The organism is Paenibacillus sophorae (genome assembly GCF_018966525.1).
Taxonomy (GTDB): domain Bacteria; phylum Bacillota; class Bacilli; order Paenibacillales; family Paenibacillaceae; genus Paenibacillus_AQ; species Paenibacillus_AQ sophorae.
Genome location: NZ_CP076607.1, coordinates 2,492,691 through 2,508,818 on the forward strand (window position 1 = coordinate 2,492,691; position 16,128 = coordinate 2,508,818).

Annotated in this window: 11 protein-coding genes; 8 read left to right on the top strand and 3 right to left on the bottom strand. The window is 53.3% G+C overall.

The features are described from left to right. Window positions 1-164: 164 nt before the first annotated feature. Complete coding sequence (pulA, locus tag KP014_RS11730) at window positions 165-2,540, top strand: type I pullulanase (protein WP_051500315.1); 2,376 nt, start codon at window positions 165-167, stop codon at window positions 2,538-2,540. Window positions 2,541-2,620: 80 nt separating this feature from the next. Here the strand turns inward: pulA and KP014_RS11735 are convergent, their stop codons facing one another. Next, window positions 2,621-4,234, bottom strand: a complete 1,614-nt coding sequence (locus KP014_RS11735) for a sensor domain-containing diguanylate cyclase (RefSeq protein ID WP_036598355.1) — start codon at window positions 4,232-4,234, stop codon at window positions 2,621-2,623. A 539-nt stretch (window positions 4,235-4,773) separates the two neighbouring features. Between KP014_RS11735 and KP014_RS11740 the strand changes: the two genes are divergently transcribed. The 4 genes from KP014_RS11740 (at window position 4,774) to KP014_RS11755 (ending at window position 10,861) form a co-directional block, all read left to right on the top strand. Beyond that, window positions 4,774-5,028, top strand: a complete 255-nt coding sequence (locus tag KP014_RS11740; RefSeq protein WP_139210585.1) for a hypothetical protein — start codon at window positions 4,774-4,776, stop codon at window positions 5,026-5,028. Between the two features lie 99 nt (window positions 5,029-5,127). Then, window positions 5,128-6,162, top strand: coding sequence for a phenylalanine--tRNA ligase subunit alpha (gene pheS / locus KP014_RS11745; RefSeq protein ID WP_036598356.1), 1,035 nt, complete (start codon window positions 5,128-5,130; stop codon window positions 6,160-6,162). 41 nt (window positions 6,163-6,203) lie between these two features. Next, window positions 6,204-8,648, top strand: a complete 2,445-nt coding sequence (gene pheT, locus KP014_RS11750) for a phenylalanine--tRNA ligase subunit beta (protein WP_090834084.1) — start codon at window positions 6,204-6,206, stop codon at window positions 8,646-8,648. Between the two features lie 188 nt (window positions 8,649-8,836). Then, a complete protein-coding gene (locus KP014_RS11755) occupies window positions 8,837-10,861 on the top strand; it encodes a cell division protein ZapA (RefSeq protein ID WP_036587854.1) in 2,025 nt (674 codons plus the stop codon). A 74-nt stretch (window positions 10,862-10,935) separates the two neighbouring features. Here the strand turns inward: KP014_RS11755 and KP014_RS11760 are convergent, their stop codons facing one another. Continuing rightward, complete coding sequence (locus tag KP014_RS11760; protein ID WP_036587856.1) at window positions 10,936-11,331, bottom strand: cupredoxin domain-containing protein; 396 nt, start codon at window positions 11,329-11,331, stop codon at window positions 10,936-10,938. Between the two features lie 322 nt (window positions 11,332-11,653). Between KP014_RS11760 and KP014_RS11765 the strand changes: the two genes are divergently transcribed. Continuing rightward, complete coding sequence (locus KP014_RS11765) at window positions 11,654-12,706, top strand: GGDEF domain-containing protein (protein ID WP_051499266.1); 1,053 nt, start codon at window positions 11,654-11,656, stop codon at window positions 12,704-12,706. Between the two features lie 69 nt (window positions 12,707-12,775). Here KP014_RS11765 and KP014_RS11770 read toward each other — a convergent pair whose 3' ends face one another. Beyond that, on the bottom strand, window positions 12,776-13,123 hold the full coding sequence (locus KP014_RS11770; RefSeq protein WP_036587859.1) for a phage holin family protein: 348 nt from the start codon (window positions 13,121-13,123) through the stop codon (window positions 12,776-12,778). 154 nt (window positions 13,124-13,277) lie between these two features. On the opposite strand from KP014_RS11770, the gene KP014_RS11775 reads away from it, so the two are divergent. Both KP014_RS11775 and KP014_RS11780 read left to right on the top strand, forming a co-directional pair. Beyond that, on the top strand, window positions 13,278-15,647 hold the full coding sequence (locus KP014_RS11775; protein ID WP_090834085.1) for an endonuclease MutS2: 2,370 nt from the start codon (window positions 13,278-13,280) through the stop codon (window positions 15,645-15,647). Window positions 15,648-15,680: 33 nt separating this feature from the next. Further along, on the top strand, window positions 15,681-16,100 hold the full coding sequence (locus tag KP014_RS11780) for a DUF350 domain-containing protein (RefSeq protein WP_036590653.1): 420 nt from the start codon (window positions 15,681-15,683) through the stop codon (window positions 16,098-16,100). The last annotated feature ends 28 nt before the right edge of the window (window positions 16,101-16,128 follow it).

Consider the following 16,128-nt stretch of genomic DNA (forward strand, 5'->3'; position numbering starts at 1 on the left):
CGAAAAAAACCCAAGCCTGTGAACATATTGTTACATATTATATATTAGCAATGAGCCTTATCCTTGTTCATTGCCAATGTATAAGACTCCTAAGAACAGGGTATATATGGATCTAAAAACTTCCGGCGGAGCATTTGTACGGAAGCGTAAGGATGGTGGATTTAATGAAAAGTAACTATATAAATGCGGAACCCGCATCGGAAATATACAATGGCATGGATTTAGGATTAAGTTACACGCCGGAGAGCAGCATATTCAAGGTTTGGGCGCCAACGGCATTTGCCGTATCGCTTGTCCTGTACAATTCCGGAGGAGAAGAGATTGGAAATGCTGAAGGCTCGGAGGATGCCCGTTTGAGTTATATGCTTCGCCGTGACGGAGGAGTGTGGCAGGTGAAAGTCGCGGGTGACCTGAAGGGTAAATTTTACATGTACCGGGTTGTTTACGCAGATGGGATGATCCGTGAAGCAGCCGATCCGTATTCGAGGGCCGTCTCCGCGAATGGACTTCGTTCGGCTATTATTGATATGCGGGATACCGATCCCGATGGCTGGGACCAGGATGTTTCTCCGACCCTGCAGCATCCTGTGGATGCAGTGCTCTACGAGCTCCATGTTCGCGATTTCTCGATTCACGAAAGCTCGGGCATCAGCGGGAAAGGAAAATATAAAGCGTTCACCGAGACCGACCTGCGGGATTCGGAAGGCAATACGCTTGGAATCGATCATTTAAGCGAGCTGGGTATCACACATGTCCATTTGCTGCCCGTTTTTGATTTTCAGACGGTGGATGAACTGCAGATAAAGGATGGGTTCCCGGGAGAAAGCAATTATAATTGGGGGTACGACCCTCAGCATTATAACGCTCCAGAAGGTTCTTACAGCACAAATGCAGCCGATCCCGCCGCACGTGTCCGGGAGTTTAAAGAGATGGTTCAGGCGCTGCATCAGCGGGGAATTTCGGTCGTTATGGATGTGGTATACAATCATACGTACTCTGTGGACGGGGGACCCTTTGAAGCATTTGTGCCTGGATACTTCTATAGACATGATTATGCCGGCCGCCTCTCCAACGGTTCCGGCGTCGGCAATGAGCTGGCTACAGAACGGCCAATGGTGCGCAAGTTCATCAAGGATTCACTTCGTCATTGGGCGGCAGAGTACCATATTGACGGATTCCGGTTTGACCTTATGGGTCTTATCGATACGGTAACTATGCGTGAAGTTGTCGAGGAACTGCGCCTGGAGGTCAATTCGAACCTGATCTTTTACGGGGAGCCATGGACCGGCGGCGATTCTCCGCTGGTTTCCAAGACGCTGAAAGGTGCTCAGCGCGGAAAAGGCTATGCCGTCTTCAACGATAACTTCCGATCCGCCATCAAAGGGGACAGCGACGGCTGGGGCAGAGGCTTTGTTACGGGAGAACTCGGCAAGGAAGGGGCGGTCGCTGCAGGCATTATAGGCGCCGTTCACGATTTCACAGATTCTCCGGCAGAGACGGTTAATTATGTCACTGCTCATGATAACCTTAATCTATGGGATAAGCTTCTTGCGACGCAGGGTCTTCGCCAGGATGCGCGGCTTCCGGATCTGGATAATGGAAGGCTGAAAAACGGAGGCAGCCTGGAAGAGGCTGTGGCGAACGCTGATCCGTATGTCGGCATTACGGAAGAAATCCTTTTGGAAAATGAAACGGTCCGGCGATCACTGCTGGCAGTCGGGATTGTGCTGACCTCTCAGGGCATTCCTTTCTTGCATGCGGGAGACGAGCTGCTTCGCAGTAAATATGGCGATCATAACAGCTATCGGAGCGGCGATGCCATCAACGCGATCCGTTGGAGCAACAAGGCTAGATTCCTTCCTGTGTTCCAGTATTATAAGAATTTGATCGCACTGCGCAGAAACCACCCGGCTTTTCGGCTGCACGGACGTCAGGAAATTGAGCGCTCCTTGGAGATTTTCCGCTGCGATGGCGGCGTGGTGTCCTATGTCCTGAAAAATCATGCCGGCGGCGACTCCTGGAAGAATATCGTCGTTCTTATTAACGCCAATCCTTGGGAGGTCACGACGGGCCTGCCTGTCTGTTCGGAACAATGGAATGTGGTTGTCGATCATACGCGGGCGGAAGTGGCGCCTTTTCGGAAAGTGGAAGGTACAGAGGTCCAGTTGGAAGGACTGTCGCTGATGGTGCTTTACGACGAATGCGGAACGCCGCCTCCGCGCGCCAAGACGGTCGAGGTGCATTATGAGCGTTCCGACGGGGATTACAGAGGCTGGAATTTATGGGTATGGGGTACCGGGATACAGGATGGTCAATGTGATTTTCGGTATATGGAAGACGGCCGGGCCGTTGCCACAGTCGAGGTGCTGCCTGAGACGCGTTCCTTTGGTTATATTCTGCGGGTGAATGATTGGGAGGCCAGGGACGGAAGCACAGACCGCTTCATCGATTGTTCGGTAAATGAAGAAGTGATCAAGGTGTTGATTAAGGACAGTGATGACAACACCGTCGTTGCACAGAAATTCTCGATGACAAGTTAAATGATTCAATAAACCGTATAAAAAAGGCTGCTCTGTCCGCTTTTATTCCGCGGCGCCGAGCAGCTTTTTACATATCCATTTCAATTTCTGGAGTTTTCTTGTTCCGGATAGTCCTCATCCATTTCCTCGTCATACAGATTGAATTCATTTCCGCCATGGCTTTTGGAACGGTACATGGCCAAATCGGCTGCGCGCAGAAGTTCATTAATCGTACTTCCGTGCTGGGGATGCAGCGCGACTCCGATACTGGCCGACGTACAGAAGCTTGATCCATTGTTTGCCGACCATTGCTTGTTGAACAGCTGAAGCAGCCGGTCCAGAATATCATCGAGTACTTCGTGAGCGAAGCCAAGGTGAAGGATGACGGCGAATTCATCGCCTCCGATTCGAAATGCCTGTCCTAAGCCTTTAACGCTCTGCTGAAGCTCACTGGACAGCAGCTGCAGAAATTCATCACCGGCCAGGTGGCCTAATGTGTCGTTAAGCTGCTTGAACCTGTCGCAATCCAGCAGAGCGAGAGCGAACTTTTGTCGGCGGTCATCGGGATTGGTGAGCAGGTTTTCCATATACATTTTAAAATGCGCACGATTGGGTATCGACGTCAAATGGTCGTAGAACGCCAGTTTATGAAGCCGCTCCTCATACTGCTTGCGCTGCGTTATTTCCCGGGAAACAAGCATGAACTGCGCTGGAAAAGACAGGTTGCCTCTTACGGGAGACACCCTAGTCTCAAGCCAAATCCAGTGCCCGTCGGCGCTTTTCATTCTCAGTTCCGCCATTCGCGGTGTGGCTTGGACAACGCTCTTCAGCTTGGCCCAGGCTATTTCCGATTCTCGGATGTATGACGATAGTGGATCGCCTTTCTTGGGGATGTACCCAAGCGCAGTTGAATGCGACGGAGACGCGTATAAAATCTGGCCGTTCGCATCGGTTAATAGAATAAAATCGGACATGGTCTCTCCGATAAGCTGGTACAGCGCCTGGTCCTCCCGCATCTCGCTTTGGAGCCAAACAATTCTTTGGACGAGATAAATGATAACCAGAACAAGCATGAACAGCAGAAGAGAGTAAAGTGCGAATATCGTGCTTTTCTGGTTTTGAAAATCGGCGGTTACCCGTTCTGCATAGATGCCGATCAATTGCGCTGCCTGATCCAGACTCCGGTGCGCATCGTTTAATTGTTCGCTGTAAACCTCGGGAGAGGAAGAGCCTGGAATTTCGCCGTCGTTCAGCGAACCTGCCGAGAGTACCAATCCCGCGGCTGTCCGCCACTTACCAAAGGGACCGTCAAATTTGGCAAGCTCCTGCCGGATTTCGCCCAGCACCGCCTTGCTGCTGCCGAGGTTCTGATAAGACTCCATGTTGGCCAGATTTCGCGCAATGGTATTAATGTTCTTCTCGGTTTCGGCCAAGCTGTCCCTGAACTCTTGCTGGAAATCAGAGCGCTGCAATACGGTTAAAGAAGGATTAAGGGCGTTCTGAAGGAGCAGCGAAGATTGATACAAATCGCGGTCTGCTCTCAAAATGAGATTCGTATTCCGGTAAATGTCCTTGTACAGGGTATCGGAGAACCGGTTGATGGTATGGTTCAAATACAGCAGGGAACCGATACTGATCGTAATCAAGAGAACCGTTATAGCAGCGAATAATACAATTAGTTTACGAGTCTTTTTTGCTTCGGTAAGCCCAGCCACTGTCTTCCTCTCCTCGCAAAAACATATTGAAAATATGCCTATGTATTTGCCCAAAAGACGGGCGGAATTATGCATTTTAAGTATAGATGTAATCTATGAAACCAAGAACGTTATTGATTATGTATTAAAGATCATGCTTTCAACAGGGGGGGGGATGCGGAATGTTCGTCCAATGTTCCTTAAATCTTTTTAGACTATGGATGGATAGTTCATTGCGTAATAGCCGGAGCTTTTACTTATACCGGAACAAACCGTTGAGACTTATTACCCAGCTTAGGCCCATTCGATACATTCTTGGCCCTAATCCGGCTTTTGTTCGTTGCTTATCTGTTAGTGAATCCCACAAATTGGCCGAAGACGCAGACGTTTCAATAATCGAATACGACCGGGACTTGTCTCAGTCGGAGATTCAGACTGCCCAGAGTAAGGCTTAGGGCCGATATTTCCAAGTATGTTTCCTGCGGAAGCTGAATCCTTGCCGGAATCTTACGGCTTGCCAAAGGCGCCCGCATTGCCTATAATAAATTAATGTTACTTTGTTGATTATAAACAACGCAACGATGGAGAAGAGTACACAGCATCTGACCCACAGGGAGGAAACGCCGGAGATTGAGAGCGTGACCGGGAAACAGGGCTGTCGAAGTTCGCTCCGGAGCAGTTCCTTGAACTTTGCCCGCTATTTAAAGGCGGGACAGTCAGTAGAGGATACCGGCCGCAGACCGTTATTTCTGTATAAAGTGAGGCAGTTTATAGGGCGGTTGTCCCGTTTCGTTGGGGAAGCAGCTGGCTTATAGCGCCTAACAAGGGTGGTACCACGGTCTTTTCGTCCCTTACCGGGAGAAAAGGCTTTTTTTGTGCATTGATACCTGAAGTGAAGGAGGCTGCTTAAGGCAATGAAGGAAAAGTTGGAGGCATTGAAGGTTGAAGCGTTGGCGAAGCTGCAGGAGGTGCAGGATCCCCAGACGTTAAATGACTTGCGGGTAAAATATCTGGGTAAAAAAGGCGAGCTTACGGAGGTTCTGCGCGGCATGGGTTCACTCAGCGCGGAGGAGCGTCCGGTCATCGGACAGGTGGCGAATGCGGTGCGCAGCGCGATTGAGGAGATTATCGGCGCGAAGCAGGAAGCTTTTCAAGAGCAGGAAACGCTGAACCGTCTGCAGGCGGAGAAGGTAGACGTTACGCTGCCGGGACGCCGTCTGCCTCAGGGCGGCATTCATCCGCTGAACAGAGTGATTCAGGAAATTGAGGATATCTTCATTGGCATGGGCTACCGTGTGGCTGAAGGTCCCGAGGTGGAGACGGATTATTATAATTTCGAGGCGCTGAATCTGCCCAAGAACCATCCGGCACGCGACATGCAGGATTCTTTTTATCTGACTGAGGAACTGCTGATGCGTACCCAGACATCTCCGGTGCAGGTCCGCACCATGCAGTCGATGGGAGGCGAGGTTCCGGTTAAAATCATCTGCCCGGGCAAAGTATTCCGGCGCGATGACGACGACGCGACCCACTCTTTCCAGTTCCATCAAATTGAAGGACTTGTCATCGGGCCGAACATCCGCATGAGCGATCTGAAGGGCACGCTTCAGCAGTTCGTTAAGGAAATGTTCGGACCGAACACAGGCATTCGCCTTCGTCCGAGCTTCTTCCCGTTCACCGAACCGAGTGTGGAGGTCGACGTGAGCTGCTTCAAATGCGGCGGACATGGCTGCAGATTGTGCAAGCAATCGGGCTGGCTGGAAATTCTGGGCGCCGGCATGGTGCATCCAAAGGTGCTTGAAATGGGCGGTTACGACCCTGAAAAATACAGCGGATTCGCCTTTGGCATGGGCGCGGAGCGGATCGCGATGTTGAAATACGGCATTGATGACATTCGTAATTTCTATTTCAACGATATCGCCTTTGTCAAGCAGTTCAGAGGTGTATAAACCTGCGTGAAAATCAACATTAAATAAGGAAGTGAGCGGACATGAAAGTATCAACCGGCTGGTTGGCTGATTATATAACGCTGGAGGGCGTGACCGCCGAGGAACTGGCGGATAAAATTACGGACGCGGGCATTGAAATCGACAGCGTGGAGCGCCGCAATAAAGGGCTGTCCGGGATCGTCACCGGATATGTTAAATCCAAGGAGAAGCATCCTGACGCGGACAAGCTGAATGTGTGCATTGTCGACGCCGGTCAGGAAGAGGACCTGCAGATCGTCTGCGGCGCCAAGAATGTGGCCGCCGGCCAAAAGGTTCCCGTGGCGCTTGTCGGCGCGAAGCTGCCGGGTCTTGAGATCAAGAAGGCGAAGCTTCGCGGCGTATTGTCCCAGGGCATGATCTGTTCCGCCAAAGAGCTGGGGCTGAATGACAAACTGCTCCCGAAGGAGCTTCAGGAAGGTATTCTGGTGCTGCCCGATGACACGGAAATCGGACAAGACATTACGAAGGTGCTCGGCCTGAACGATGAAATTCTGGAATTCGATCTGACCCCGAACCGGTCCGACTGTCTTAGCATGATCGGCGCGGCTTATGAGACTAGCGCCATTTTGGGACGCGAGCTGTCGCTGCCGAACCCCGGCCGGGATATTATTGAAGTCGCCGTTCCCGCATCGGACGCTATATCCGTCAGTATTGAGAACGAAGAGCACTGCAAGCATTACGCGGTCCGCTACATTGCCGGCGTGAAGCCTGCTCCTTCTCCATTGTGGATGCAGAACCGACTCATGGCGGCGGGTGTGCGTCCAATCAACAATATTGTGGACATTACAAACTACGTCATGCTGGAATACGGCCAGCCGCTGCATGCATTCGATGCCGACCGGCTGGAGGGGGGCACGCTCGGCGTCCGCCTTGCCCGTGAAGGCGAAACCCTGACCACGCTGGACGGCCAGGAGCGCAAGCTGGAGCCGCATATGCTGGTGATTGCGGATGGAGCAAAAGCGGTGGGGCTCGCCGGAGTGATGGGCGGTCTGAATTCGGAAGTGACTGATCAGACGGTGAATATCGTGCTGGAGTCGGCCAGATTCGACGGCGGAACGATCCGCAAGACGTCACGCCAGCTCGGTCTCCGCTCGGAAGCTTCGCTGCGGTTCGAGAAGGAAGTGGACCCGCGCTCTGTTATTCCCGCGCTGAACCGCGCGGCTTCGCTTCTTAGCACTTATGCTGGAGGCTCTGTGCATGAAGGAATTATTCAAGCCGGAACCGACGAAGTGCAGGAAAGAGTAATTAAGCTGTCGCTTGACAAGGTGAACCGCCGTCTCGGCACGGACCTTTCGCTGCTGGAAGTGAAGACGCTGTTTGCACGGCTGCATTTTTCATGTGGGGATGCAGAGCAGGGAATGATCGAGGTTAGCGTGCCTACCAGACGCGGCGATATCAGCCGGGACGTGGATCTCTTTGAGGAGATCGCCCGCCTGTACGGTTATGACAACATTCCGACTACGCCGATTGAAGGTCCGACTACACCGGGAGGATTGACCGGACCGCAGGCGCTGCGCCGCGCACTGCGCAAATTGCTAGCAGACGGCGGCTATCAGGAGGTGCTCGGTTATTCCTTCATTCAGCCCGGGCAAACCACGCTGTTCCCTGCATTGACCGAGGGTGGGCTTGCGGTCAAGCTGGCCATGCCGATGAGCGAGGACCGAAGCGTGCTGCGGACAAGTCTTTTGCCACAGCTGCTGGATATCGCCCAGTATAACATTAACCGCCGGCAGAGCGACCTGGCGCTGTTCGAAATCGGCACCGTATTCGTGACCGATGAGGAACAGCTGACCCGCCAGCCGCGCGAGTTCCAGACGCTGGGCCTGCTGCTGACGGGCAGCAAGGCGGCGAAGCAGTGGAATGTCGCTGCCGAGCCTGTCGACTTCTTCGATCTGAAGGGAGCGCTGGAATCCGTATTCGCATACCTCGGTTTGGAGCACGCCGTTGTTTTTGAGGGCGATTCTCCGCAAGGTTATCATCCCGGCCGCTCGGCTTCCCTGTATCTGAACGGAGAAAAAGGGCGGATTAAGCTCGGCACCATAGGTCAGATTCATCCCGACTTGCAGCGCAAGCAGGATCTGGAGGATACGTATGCGGCTGAGATTTTGCTGTCGCCGCTCTATGAAGCGGCGCGGACATCGCTGCAGTACAGCGAGCTTCCCCGTTTCCCGGGCATGGAGCGGGATATTGCGCTCGTCGTGGATTCGGAAGTTCCGGCGAGCCGGCTGCTGAATGCCATTCGCGAGCAGGGCGGAAGCCTGCTGCAATCGGCGCAGGTATTTGACGTATATACCGGCGGCAAGCTGGAGAGCGGCAAGAAGAGTATCGCCATCTCGCTGCTGTACCGCCATACGGAACATACGTTGACCGACGAGGAAGTCTCGGAGGTTCACGAGAAGGTGCTGGCCGTGCTTCAGCAAAGTTTTGGCGCGAACTTAAGAAAATAGCAGGAATTTGTAAAGCCGCAGCGAATCCATTTAGAAACCTGGAATCGCTGCGGTTTTTCCTTTTTGAGAATACGGCCTGAGGCGGGAACCAGGGAATAGAAGCTTTTTTGCCAAACGCTTGTGGGTAAAGTTACAATAGAAAAGAGAAACAGCTTAGAATCCGCATACACATAAAGGAGGGCACAACTGTGGCAATGGACCGGACCCGTGTCGCCGTGGAAATTTATGGTACTTCCTATAGACTGGTTGGAAGCAGTATTGAATATATGAAGCAGGTCGCCCAATATGTGGACGAGCATATGCAGGCGATTTCCAAATCCCATAACCGGCTGGATACGCCGCGCATAGCGGTGCTTGCCGCTGTGCATATGGCAGAGCAGGCAATCCAGGCACAGGATCTCAAGAATGAATTGAATGTGTTGACCGGAGAGCGCAGCTCGCTGCGCACCGAAGTCGCCCGGCTGCTGGAAGCGCAGCAGCAGCATCAGGAAGAACTGGAAAGGGTGGTTTCCGAGGCCCGGCAGGAATCGAGCAGGCTGATTTCCGAGGCTGAGGAGGAGCGTAAGCGGCATCAGGAGGCTGAAGAGCTGGAGCGCAGGACGCATGAAGAGCTGCTGCAGAAGGCGAAGGAGACGGCCGCAGCGGTTCGGCTGGGACTTGAGGAAGAGCTGAAACGGCGGGACCTGGAGCAGCAGGATCTGCGAGAAAGACATGAACGCGAACTGGCGGAGAGCCGGGAAAGCAATCTGCGGGAGCTGGGACAGGCCGATGCGCTTCGCCTGAAGCAAGTGGATGAATTGACGGCGGCGCACCGTTTGGAGCTTGATGAACTTCGGGCTTCACACCTGGCGGAACTGACTGAAGTTAAAGTGCGGCTGCAACAGGAGCTTGAGGAGACGAAAGCCGCGCTAAGCAGAGAACTCTCGGAAACGAAAAGTATGATGACCCTTGAGCGGGAAGAGGCGGTTTCGGCGCTGAACAAGGAACTGAGCCGGGAACGGGAACTGCTGCAGCATGAGCTGGCGAAGAACAAGGATCTCCGGCAGACCTTGGGCAACCAGGAGCATCGGCACAAGCAAAGCACGCAGGAGCTCGAGAAGCAGATTGGCGAGCTGCGTGGCACAATCAGCCAGCTGCAAGCGAAGCTGCGCGCTGAGGAAGCAGGCTTGAAGACGGAACGAGAAGCCCGGTCCGCTCTGCAAAATCAGCATAGTGAGGCCCTTATGCGTGAAAAGCAGCTTGAAGGTGAGCTGCAGGCTGCTTCAAGTCTCGGCGATCTGCTGCAGCAGGAGCTGGCCGAGCTGCGGCAGGTCTACGAGCTGTCGAAGAGTCAGGCGGATGAGCTTCGGAAGTCTTTTGGCGAGACGTCCGAAGACCTTGCCCGTACCCTGGACGAGCTAGCGAGGATGACGGCTGAGCATGCTGAGTGGAAGGCGGCGGCAGGCAAGCGCCAGGAGGAAATCGGCGAACTGGAGGTTAGCTTGCTGTTAGCCGAGGAGAAGCTCGAAGCCGTGAAAGGAGAGCTTCACGGACTGCGAGGTGAAACCGAAGGGCTGTCGGCATCATTGGAGCGGGAACGGGTTCTCCGGCAGAAAGCCGAAAGCGCCGAAGAGGCGCTGAAGGTCAAAGAAACGGAGCTGGAAACTGCTCTGGCCGGCTTGCGTGAACGGTATGAGGAATTGATTGTCCAGTACGATGAAGTGCTGCAGGATGGAGAACGGCAGCAGGAGCGCTGCCGTCTGCTCGAGGAAGAAGCCGAGCAGACCTCGCTTCGCCTGGAAGAATTGTCCGAAGCGGGCAGAGAGGCCGCGGCTGCCGCAGAACTGCAGCGGGAGCAATTGAGCGAAGCGCAGAGTTACGGCGAATCGTGGAGAGCGAGTTATGAAGATCTGAAAGAGGCACAGCAGCGCTGGGCAGAGACGGAAGCTAAGCTGCGCGAGGAAATCGACCTGTGGCAGCAGGAGGCCGAAGAGGGTGAGCGGGTGCGCGATTCGCTGAGCCAGGAGCGCAGCGACGCTCTCCAGAAGCTTGGCGAGATTGGAGAAAGCTACGAGTTGGTCCAGGGGCAGCTTCGGCTGCTCCAAGCCGAATTCGAAATGCGGCATAGCGAACTGGAACGCGTTACGCAGGAGCATCAGAAGCTGCAGGCGGAATATGCCAAGCTGCAAAATGAATATAATGAATGGATTCAACTTATCGAACAGGATAGTTGAATGGCGGCGAATAAAAGGGCAGACTCACGGAGAAATCCGGTGGCTGCCCTTTTAAACGGGTAAATACGTGAATATCATTCAACGATGATGTCGGCGCTCATTTGACTGTGGCCAGACCCGCAAAAAATGGCGCAGGTCATTCGAAACGTGCCTGTTTGTTCAGGGACAATGACTTGGGAGTTATTTTTTCCGTCTAATTGAAGATTAAGCTCGGGAACCAGTACGCCGTGATTGCCGCTCTCGTTCTCAAATACGATTTTGACGGGAACTCCTTTTTTCAAATGGTATTCTTTTTTGTCGAAGCTGAAATTGGTGGCTTTGATGACAATCTCTTCCTGCGCGGCTGCCGAGCTAACCGAAATCTCTTTACCGCTGTCTGCCGCATTTCCGCCGTTCCCCGAATTCCCGCCGCAAGCGGCAAGAACGAGCAATAAGGCGATGGATAACAAAAACAAAGGCGTGCTCTTCATTTTGTCCTCCTTAAGTTTAAGGATGCAAAAGCGATTCAAATTTATTATAATGAAAATCAATATACTACGGAATATTTTATCATCATTAGCAAGAAGACTTCCACCTCCATAGGAGGGGGGATGAAACGCTTTTTATATGTTCAAAACCGAACATATGTGCTATTATAAAGGGAAATTTCAGTCACTTCAGACTCCCCACCTTACAGGTTGGCGGAAGTGTTCAAAATACATAGGTTAAAAGTAGGGGATTCTCATTAGTGGAGCAGCTGTTTTACTGAATAACGAAGTCTGGCACCGAAGAATATTGAATGTATACTGGACATTGGCCGCGATTGCTCTTATCGGGCAGGTTTTTTGCGCGCTGATCGGCTTGAATCCGGAACCTTTTCGCGCCATTTCAGCGCAGATCGGATATCTATTATTTTTCTGCAATCTCCTCATTTTGCTGAGTGTAATCGTGGCGGAGATCTGGCTGCGCTCCGACTTTAGATTTCAAAAGCAAATGGTAGTCGGCTGCGGGTTTGTCATCTCTTGCCTGTTGTACTTTGTTAGCGTGCCCTATGTCGACGGCGTGCAGATTGCGCTGATGATGCCTGCAATGACTTCGCTTGTTTATTTTGACCGAAGAATGCTTTACGTTCTCGGATTGCTCAGCATCTTCGAATACGCCGTCATTTATTACATGTTGGAGCGGGGACTGCTGAATAAACCGCTGTCTGAATTCTTGATGATGGAATGTATTTTTATCGTATTTGTGGTCTTGGCGCATGGGGTTATCGTGCGTGCACGTGAAACGAGCGAATATTTAGAGCAGCTGACCCAATCGGAGCAGGGCCTGCTGGTTGAACGGGCAATTGCCGACAAGCTGCTCAAGATCGATGCGCTTACCGGACTTTACAACCACAAGACCTTCCACGAATATCTGGATTCGCTGCTGGAGCAGTGCGAGACGAACGGGCTGCGGCTGCAGCTCGCCTTGTTTGATATAGACAATTTTAAGCAGGTGAACGATACATACGGCCATTGGATTGGAGACATTGTGCTGAAGGAGGTCGCGGGGAAGATCGGCGGAATGATCGGTCCGAACGATTTTGCCGCAAGGTATGGAGGAGAGGAGTTCGCGATTATTTTTACGGATAAAGATCCGGAGGAAGCCTTTGCGCTGGCCGAAGAGCTCCGGTCCGACATAGCCGGAATGGAACATCCCTATGCGGGGGGGAGACGGATTACCGTCAGCATCGGTTTATACCGCTATTATACTGGCGACGGAAAGGAACTGTTGTTCCGTAAAACGGACGAAGCCCTATATCTGGCCAAACACAGCGGTAAAAACCAGGTCGTTACCTCTGGGGACAAAAAGCCTGTACCGGTTTGATCTACAAAAGAAGCCGCCCTTTCACTCATCGTGTCAGGGACGGCTTCTTTTCTGGTTTCGTAAGTCTGGTTATTTAGCGGCTTCAAACGGGGTAGACACAGGCAGGAACAGGTCAATAATCCCGATGACCAGAGCCGCGAGGATAGCGCCAATAATAGATACGCTAACGCCCGCGACAATGAACTGTGCCAACCAGATGACCAGCGCGCTTACCAGAAACCCTACGATACCACGTCCGAACGGCGTTGTTTTGCGGCCGAAAATGCCTTCGGCGATCCACCCCAGCAGTGCGATCACCAGAGCAAGCATAAGGGCGCTCCAAAAGCCGCCGACGCTGAAATTTGGAACAATCCAGCCAACCACAAGAAGGACAAGCGCGGACACGATGAAGCGGACAACATGACCCAAAAATCTCACTGTACAAGCCTCCTTTGCTTTTAGCCTTAAGGATACGTGCAAGGGTTATTGTACACAGAAACATTCCCCGTTATGTTGGTAAAACGTACCCAAATAGCGAAAATGAGCCACATTCGGTATAATGATTTCTATATGAAGGGAGCTGTGACCGTAATTGGACGACAAGATTTTGCATACGCTTGAGTATCAAAAGATAATAAATAAATTGATGCAATATATACAAACTCCGATGGGACTGGTGTTGGCCGAGAACCTGAAGCCATCCGGTGATTTCGAAGGCGTCAAGCTGCTGCTGCAGGCGACGGACGAGGCGGCGACGGTTGACCGTTTGAAAGGAGTACCGTCCTTCGGCGGCATAACCGATATCAAATCTTCGTTGAAGCGGGCCTCCATCGGCGGAATGCTCGGCCCACATGAGCTGCTGGCTGTAGGAAATACCATTGGCGGCGGACGGCGGGTCAAGCGCTTTTTGGCCGCTATGCATGAAGAAGAGCCGATTCAGATGCTCTTCGATCTAAGCGATCTGGTCTCGGAGCAGAAGCCTGTTGAGGACGCCATTCGCTCTGCCATCGACGAGAATGCGGAGGTGCTCGATACCGCCAGCGCCGAGCTGTCCTCTATCCGCAGGGAGCTGAGAAACGGCGAGACGAGAATCCGCGAGAAGCTGGATTCGATGATTCGTTCCTCTTCAGTGTCGAAGATGCTGCAGGATCAGCTGGTCACCATCCGCGGCGACCGGTTCGTGATTCCGGTAAAGGCGGAATACCGGTCCCACTTCGGCGGTATCGTTCACGACCAGTCGGGTTCGGGAGCAACGCTGTTCATCGAACCGGAATCGATTGTCGCAATGAACAACAAGCTCCGGGAAACACGGCTGCGCGAAGAGCGGGAAATTGAGATCATCCTGCGGAAGCTGACCGCACTTGTCGGTGAAATTGCCGAGGAGACGGCGTATGACGTCGATATTCTGGGCCAGCTTGATTTTATATTCGCCAAGGCCCGCTTGGCGCGGGAAATGAAAGCCGCCCGTCCACGGATGAACGACCGCGGCTATCTGAAGCTGCGCAAAGGGAGACATCCGCTTATTGCCGCGGAGTCCGTCGTTCCGCTGGATGTGGAACTCGGCAACCAGTACAGCTCCATTATCGTGACAGGCCCGAATACGGGGGGGAAGACCGTTACGCTGAAGACAATCGGGCTGCTCAGCCTGATGTCGATGTCCGGTCTTTTTATTCCGGCCGAGGAAGGCAGCCAAATGTGCGTGTTCGACGCTATTTATGCCGACATCGGAGATGAACAGAGCATTGAGCAGAGCCTGAGCACATTTTCCAGCCATATGACCAATATTATCTCCATTCTGAAGCGTATGACTCCCAAAAGCCTGGTCCTGCTCGACGAAGTCGGAGCGGGAACGGACCCGGCGGAAGGCTCGGCATTGGCAATCGCCATTCTGGAGCATATCCACCGGACGGGATGCCGGATGGTGGCAACGACACATTACAGCGAGCTTAAGGCTTATGCCTATGAACGCAAGGGTGTTATCAACGCCAGCATGGAATTCGATGTACAGAGCCTGCGGCCGACATACCGCCTCCTGGTCGGCGTTCCGGGCCGAAGCAACGCCTTTGCGATCGCCGAGCGGCTGGGACTGCCGGCCGCCGTTCTGGAGCATGCGCGCGGCGAGGTGAAGGAAGAGGATCTGCGCGTCGAGCATATGATCGCTTCGCTGGAAGAGAACCGCCTTGGCGCGGAGAATGAGCGCGAGCGGGCGGAGAATCTGCGGCGCGAGGCGGAGGAACTGCGCGGCAAGCAGCGCCAGGAACTAGAGAAGCTGGAGAACCAGCGCGACAGATGGCTTGAGAAGGCGGAGAAGGATGCCGCCTCGATTGTCGACAAGGCCCGCAAGGAGGCCGAGCAGATTATCAGTGATCTTCGTCGTCTGGCTCTGGAGGAAGGGGCGTCGGTCAAGGAGCATAAGCTGATCGAGGCCCGCCGGCGGCTCGATGAAGCGCAGCCTTCGCCCCGCAAGAAAGAGCCCGCACGAGGGGCGACGAATAAGCAGACGCGTCAAATCGGGCCCGGTGATGAAGTGGCTGTACACAGCCTGAATCAGAAAGGCCATGTCGTCGAGCTGAGCGGAGCCAAGGAAGCCATCGTACAGCTCGGCATCATGAAAATGAAGGTGCGGCTGGACGATCTGGAGCTGCTGTCGCCCGCTAAGCCGGCTGCGCCGCAGCCGCTGCGCCAGGCCACGACCGTGAAGCGCACACGGGACGAGAATACCCGCAGCGAGCTGGATTTGCGGGGGGCGAATCTGGAAGAGGCGCTGATGGAGACGGACCGTTTTATCGATGAAGCGTTTCTCGGCAATCTTGGCCAGATTTATATTATCCATGGCAAAGGAACCGGTGTCCTGCGCTCGGGAATTCAGGAATACTTGCGTAAGCATAAGCATGTCAAGAACTACCGTCTCGGCAACTACAACGAAGGCGGCGCGGGCGTTACGGTTGCGGAGCTGAAATAACGGGCTTTTCCGGCGGAAAGAAGGAGAAAACCTATGGAACACGTAATCGATGCTTGGCTGAGCCATCCGCTGGGAAGCCTGCTCGGCTACTTTGCGGTTGCCATTTTGGAGCTGGTTGTCTTTCTGTCCATATTCGAAATGGTAACGAAATACAACTGCTGGGATGAAATTCGCAGAGGCAACGTGGCGGCTTCAATGGCGACCGGCGGCAAAATATTCGGCATCTGCAACGTGCTGCGCTTCAGTATTCAGGCCGAGGCTTCGATTTACGAAACCATGAAATGGTCGGTGATCGGCTTTGCTCTACTGCTAATTGCTTACTTTATGTTTGAGTTTCTGACGCCCGTCTTTTCGATCGACAAGGAGATTGCTGCGGATAATCGGGCGGTCGGACTGACGGCGATGCTGATTTCCGTGTCATTGTCCTATGTGATCGGGGCTTCTATTCTGTAGCGAAAAAATCGAACGGCGCAAAAGGAGA

Excerpts from the sequence above, each read along its gene's own strand:
- pheT (WP_090834084.1), top strand. The coding sequence starts at position 6,204 with ATGAAAGTATCAACCGGCTGGTTGGCTGATTATATAACGCTGGAGGGC.
- pheS (WP_036598356.1), top strand. The coding sequence starts at position 5,128 with ATGAAGGAAAAGTTGGAGGCATTGAAGGTTGAAGCGTTGGCGAAGCTG.
- KP014_RS11760 (WP_036587856.1), bottom strand. The coding sequence starts at position 11,331 with ATGAAGAGCACGCCTTTGTTTTTGTTATCCATCGCCTTATTGCTCGTT.
- KP014_RS11780 (WP_036590653.1), top strand. The coding sequence starts at position 15,681 with ATGGAACACGTAATCGATGCTTGGCTGAGCCATCCGCTGGGAAGCCTG.
- pulA (WP_051500315.1), top strand. The coding sequence starts at position 165 with ATGAAAAGTAACTATATAAATGCGGAACCCGCATCGGAAATATACAAT.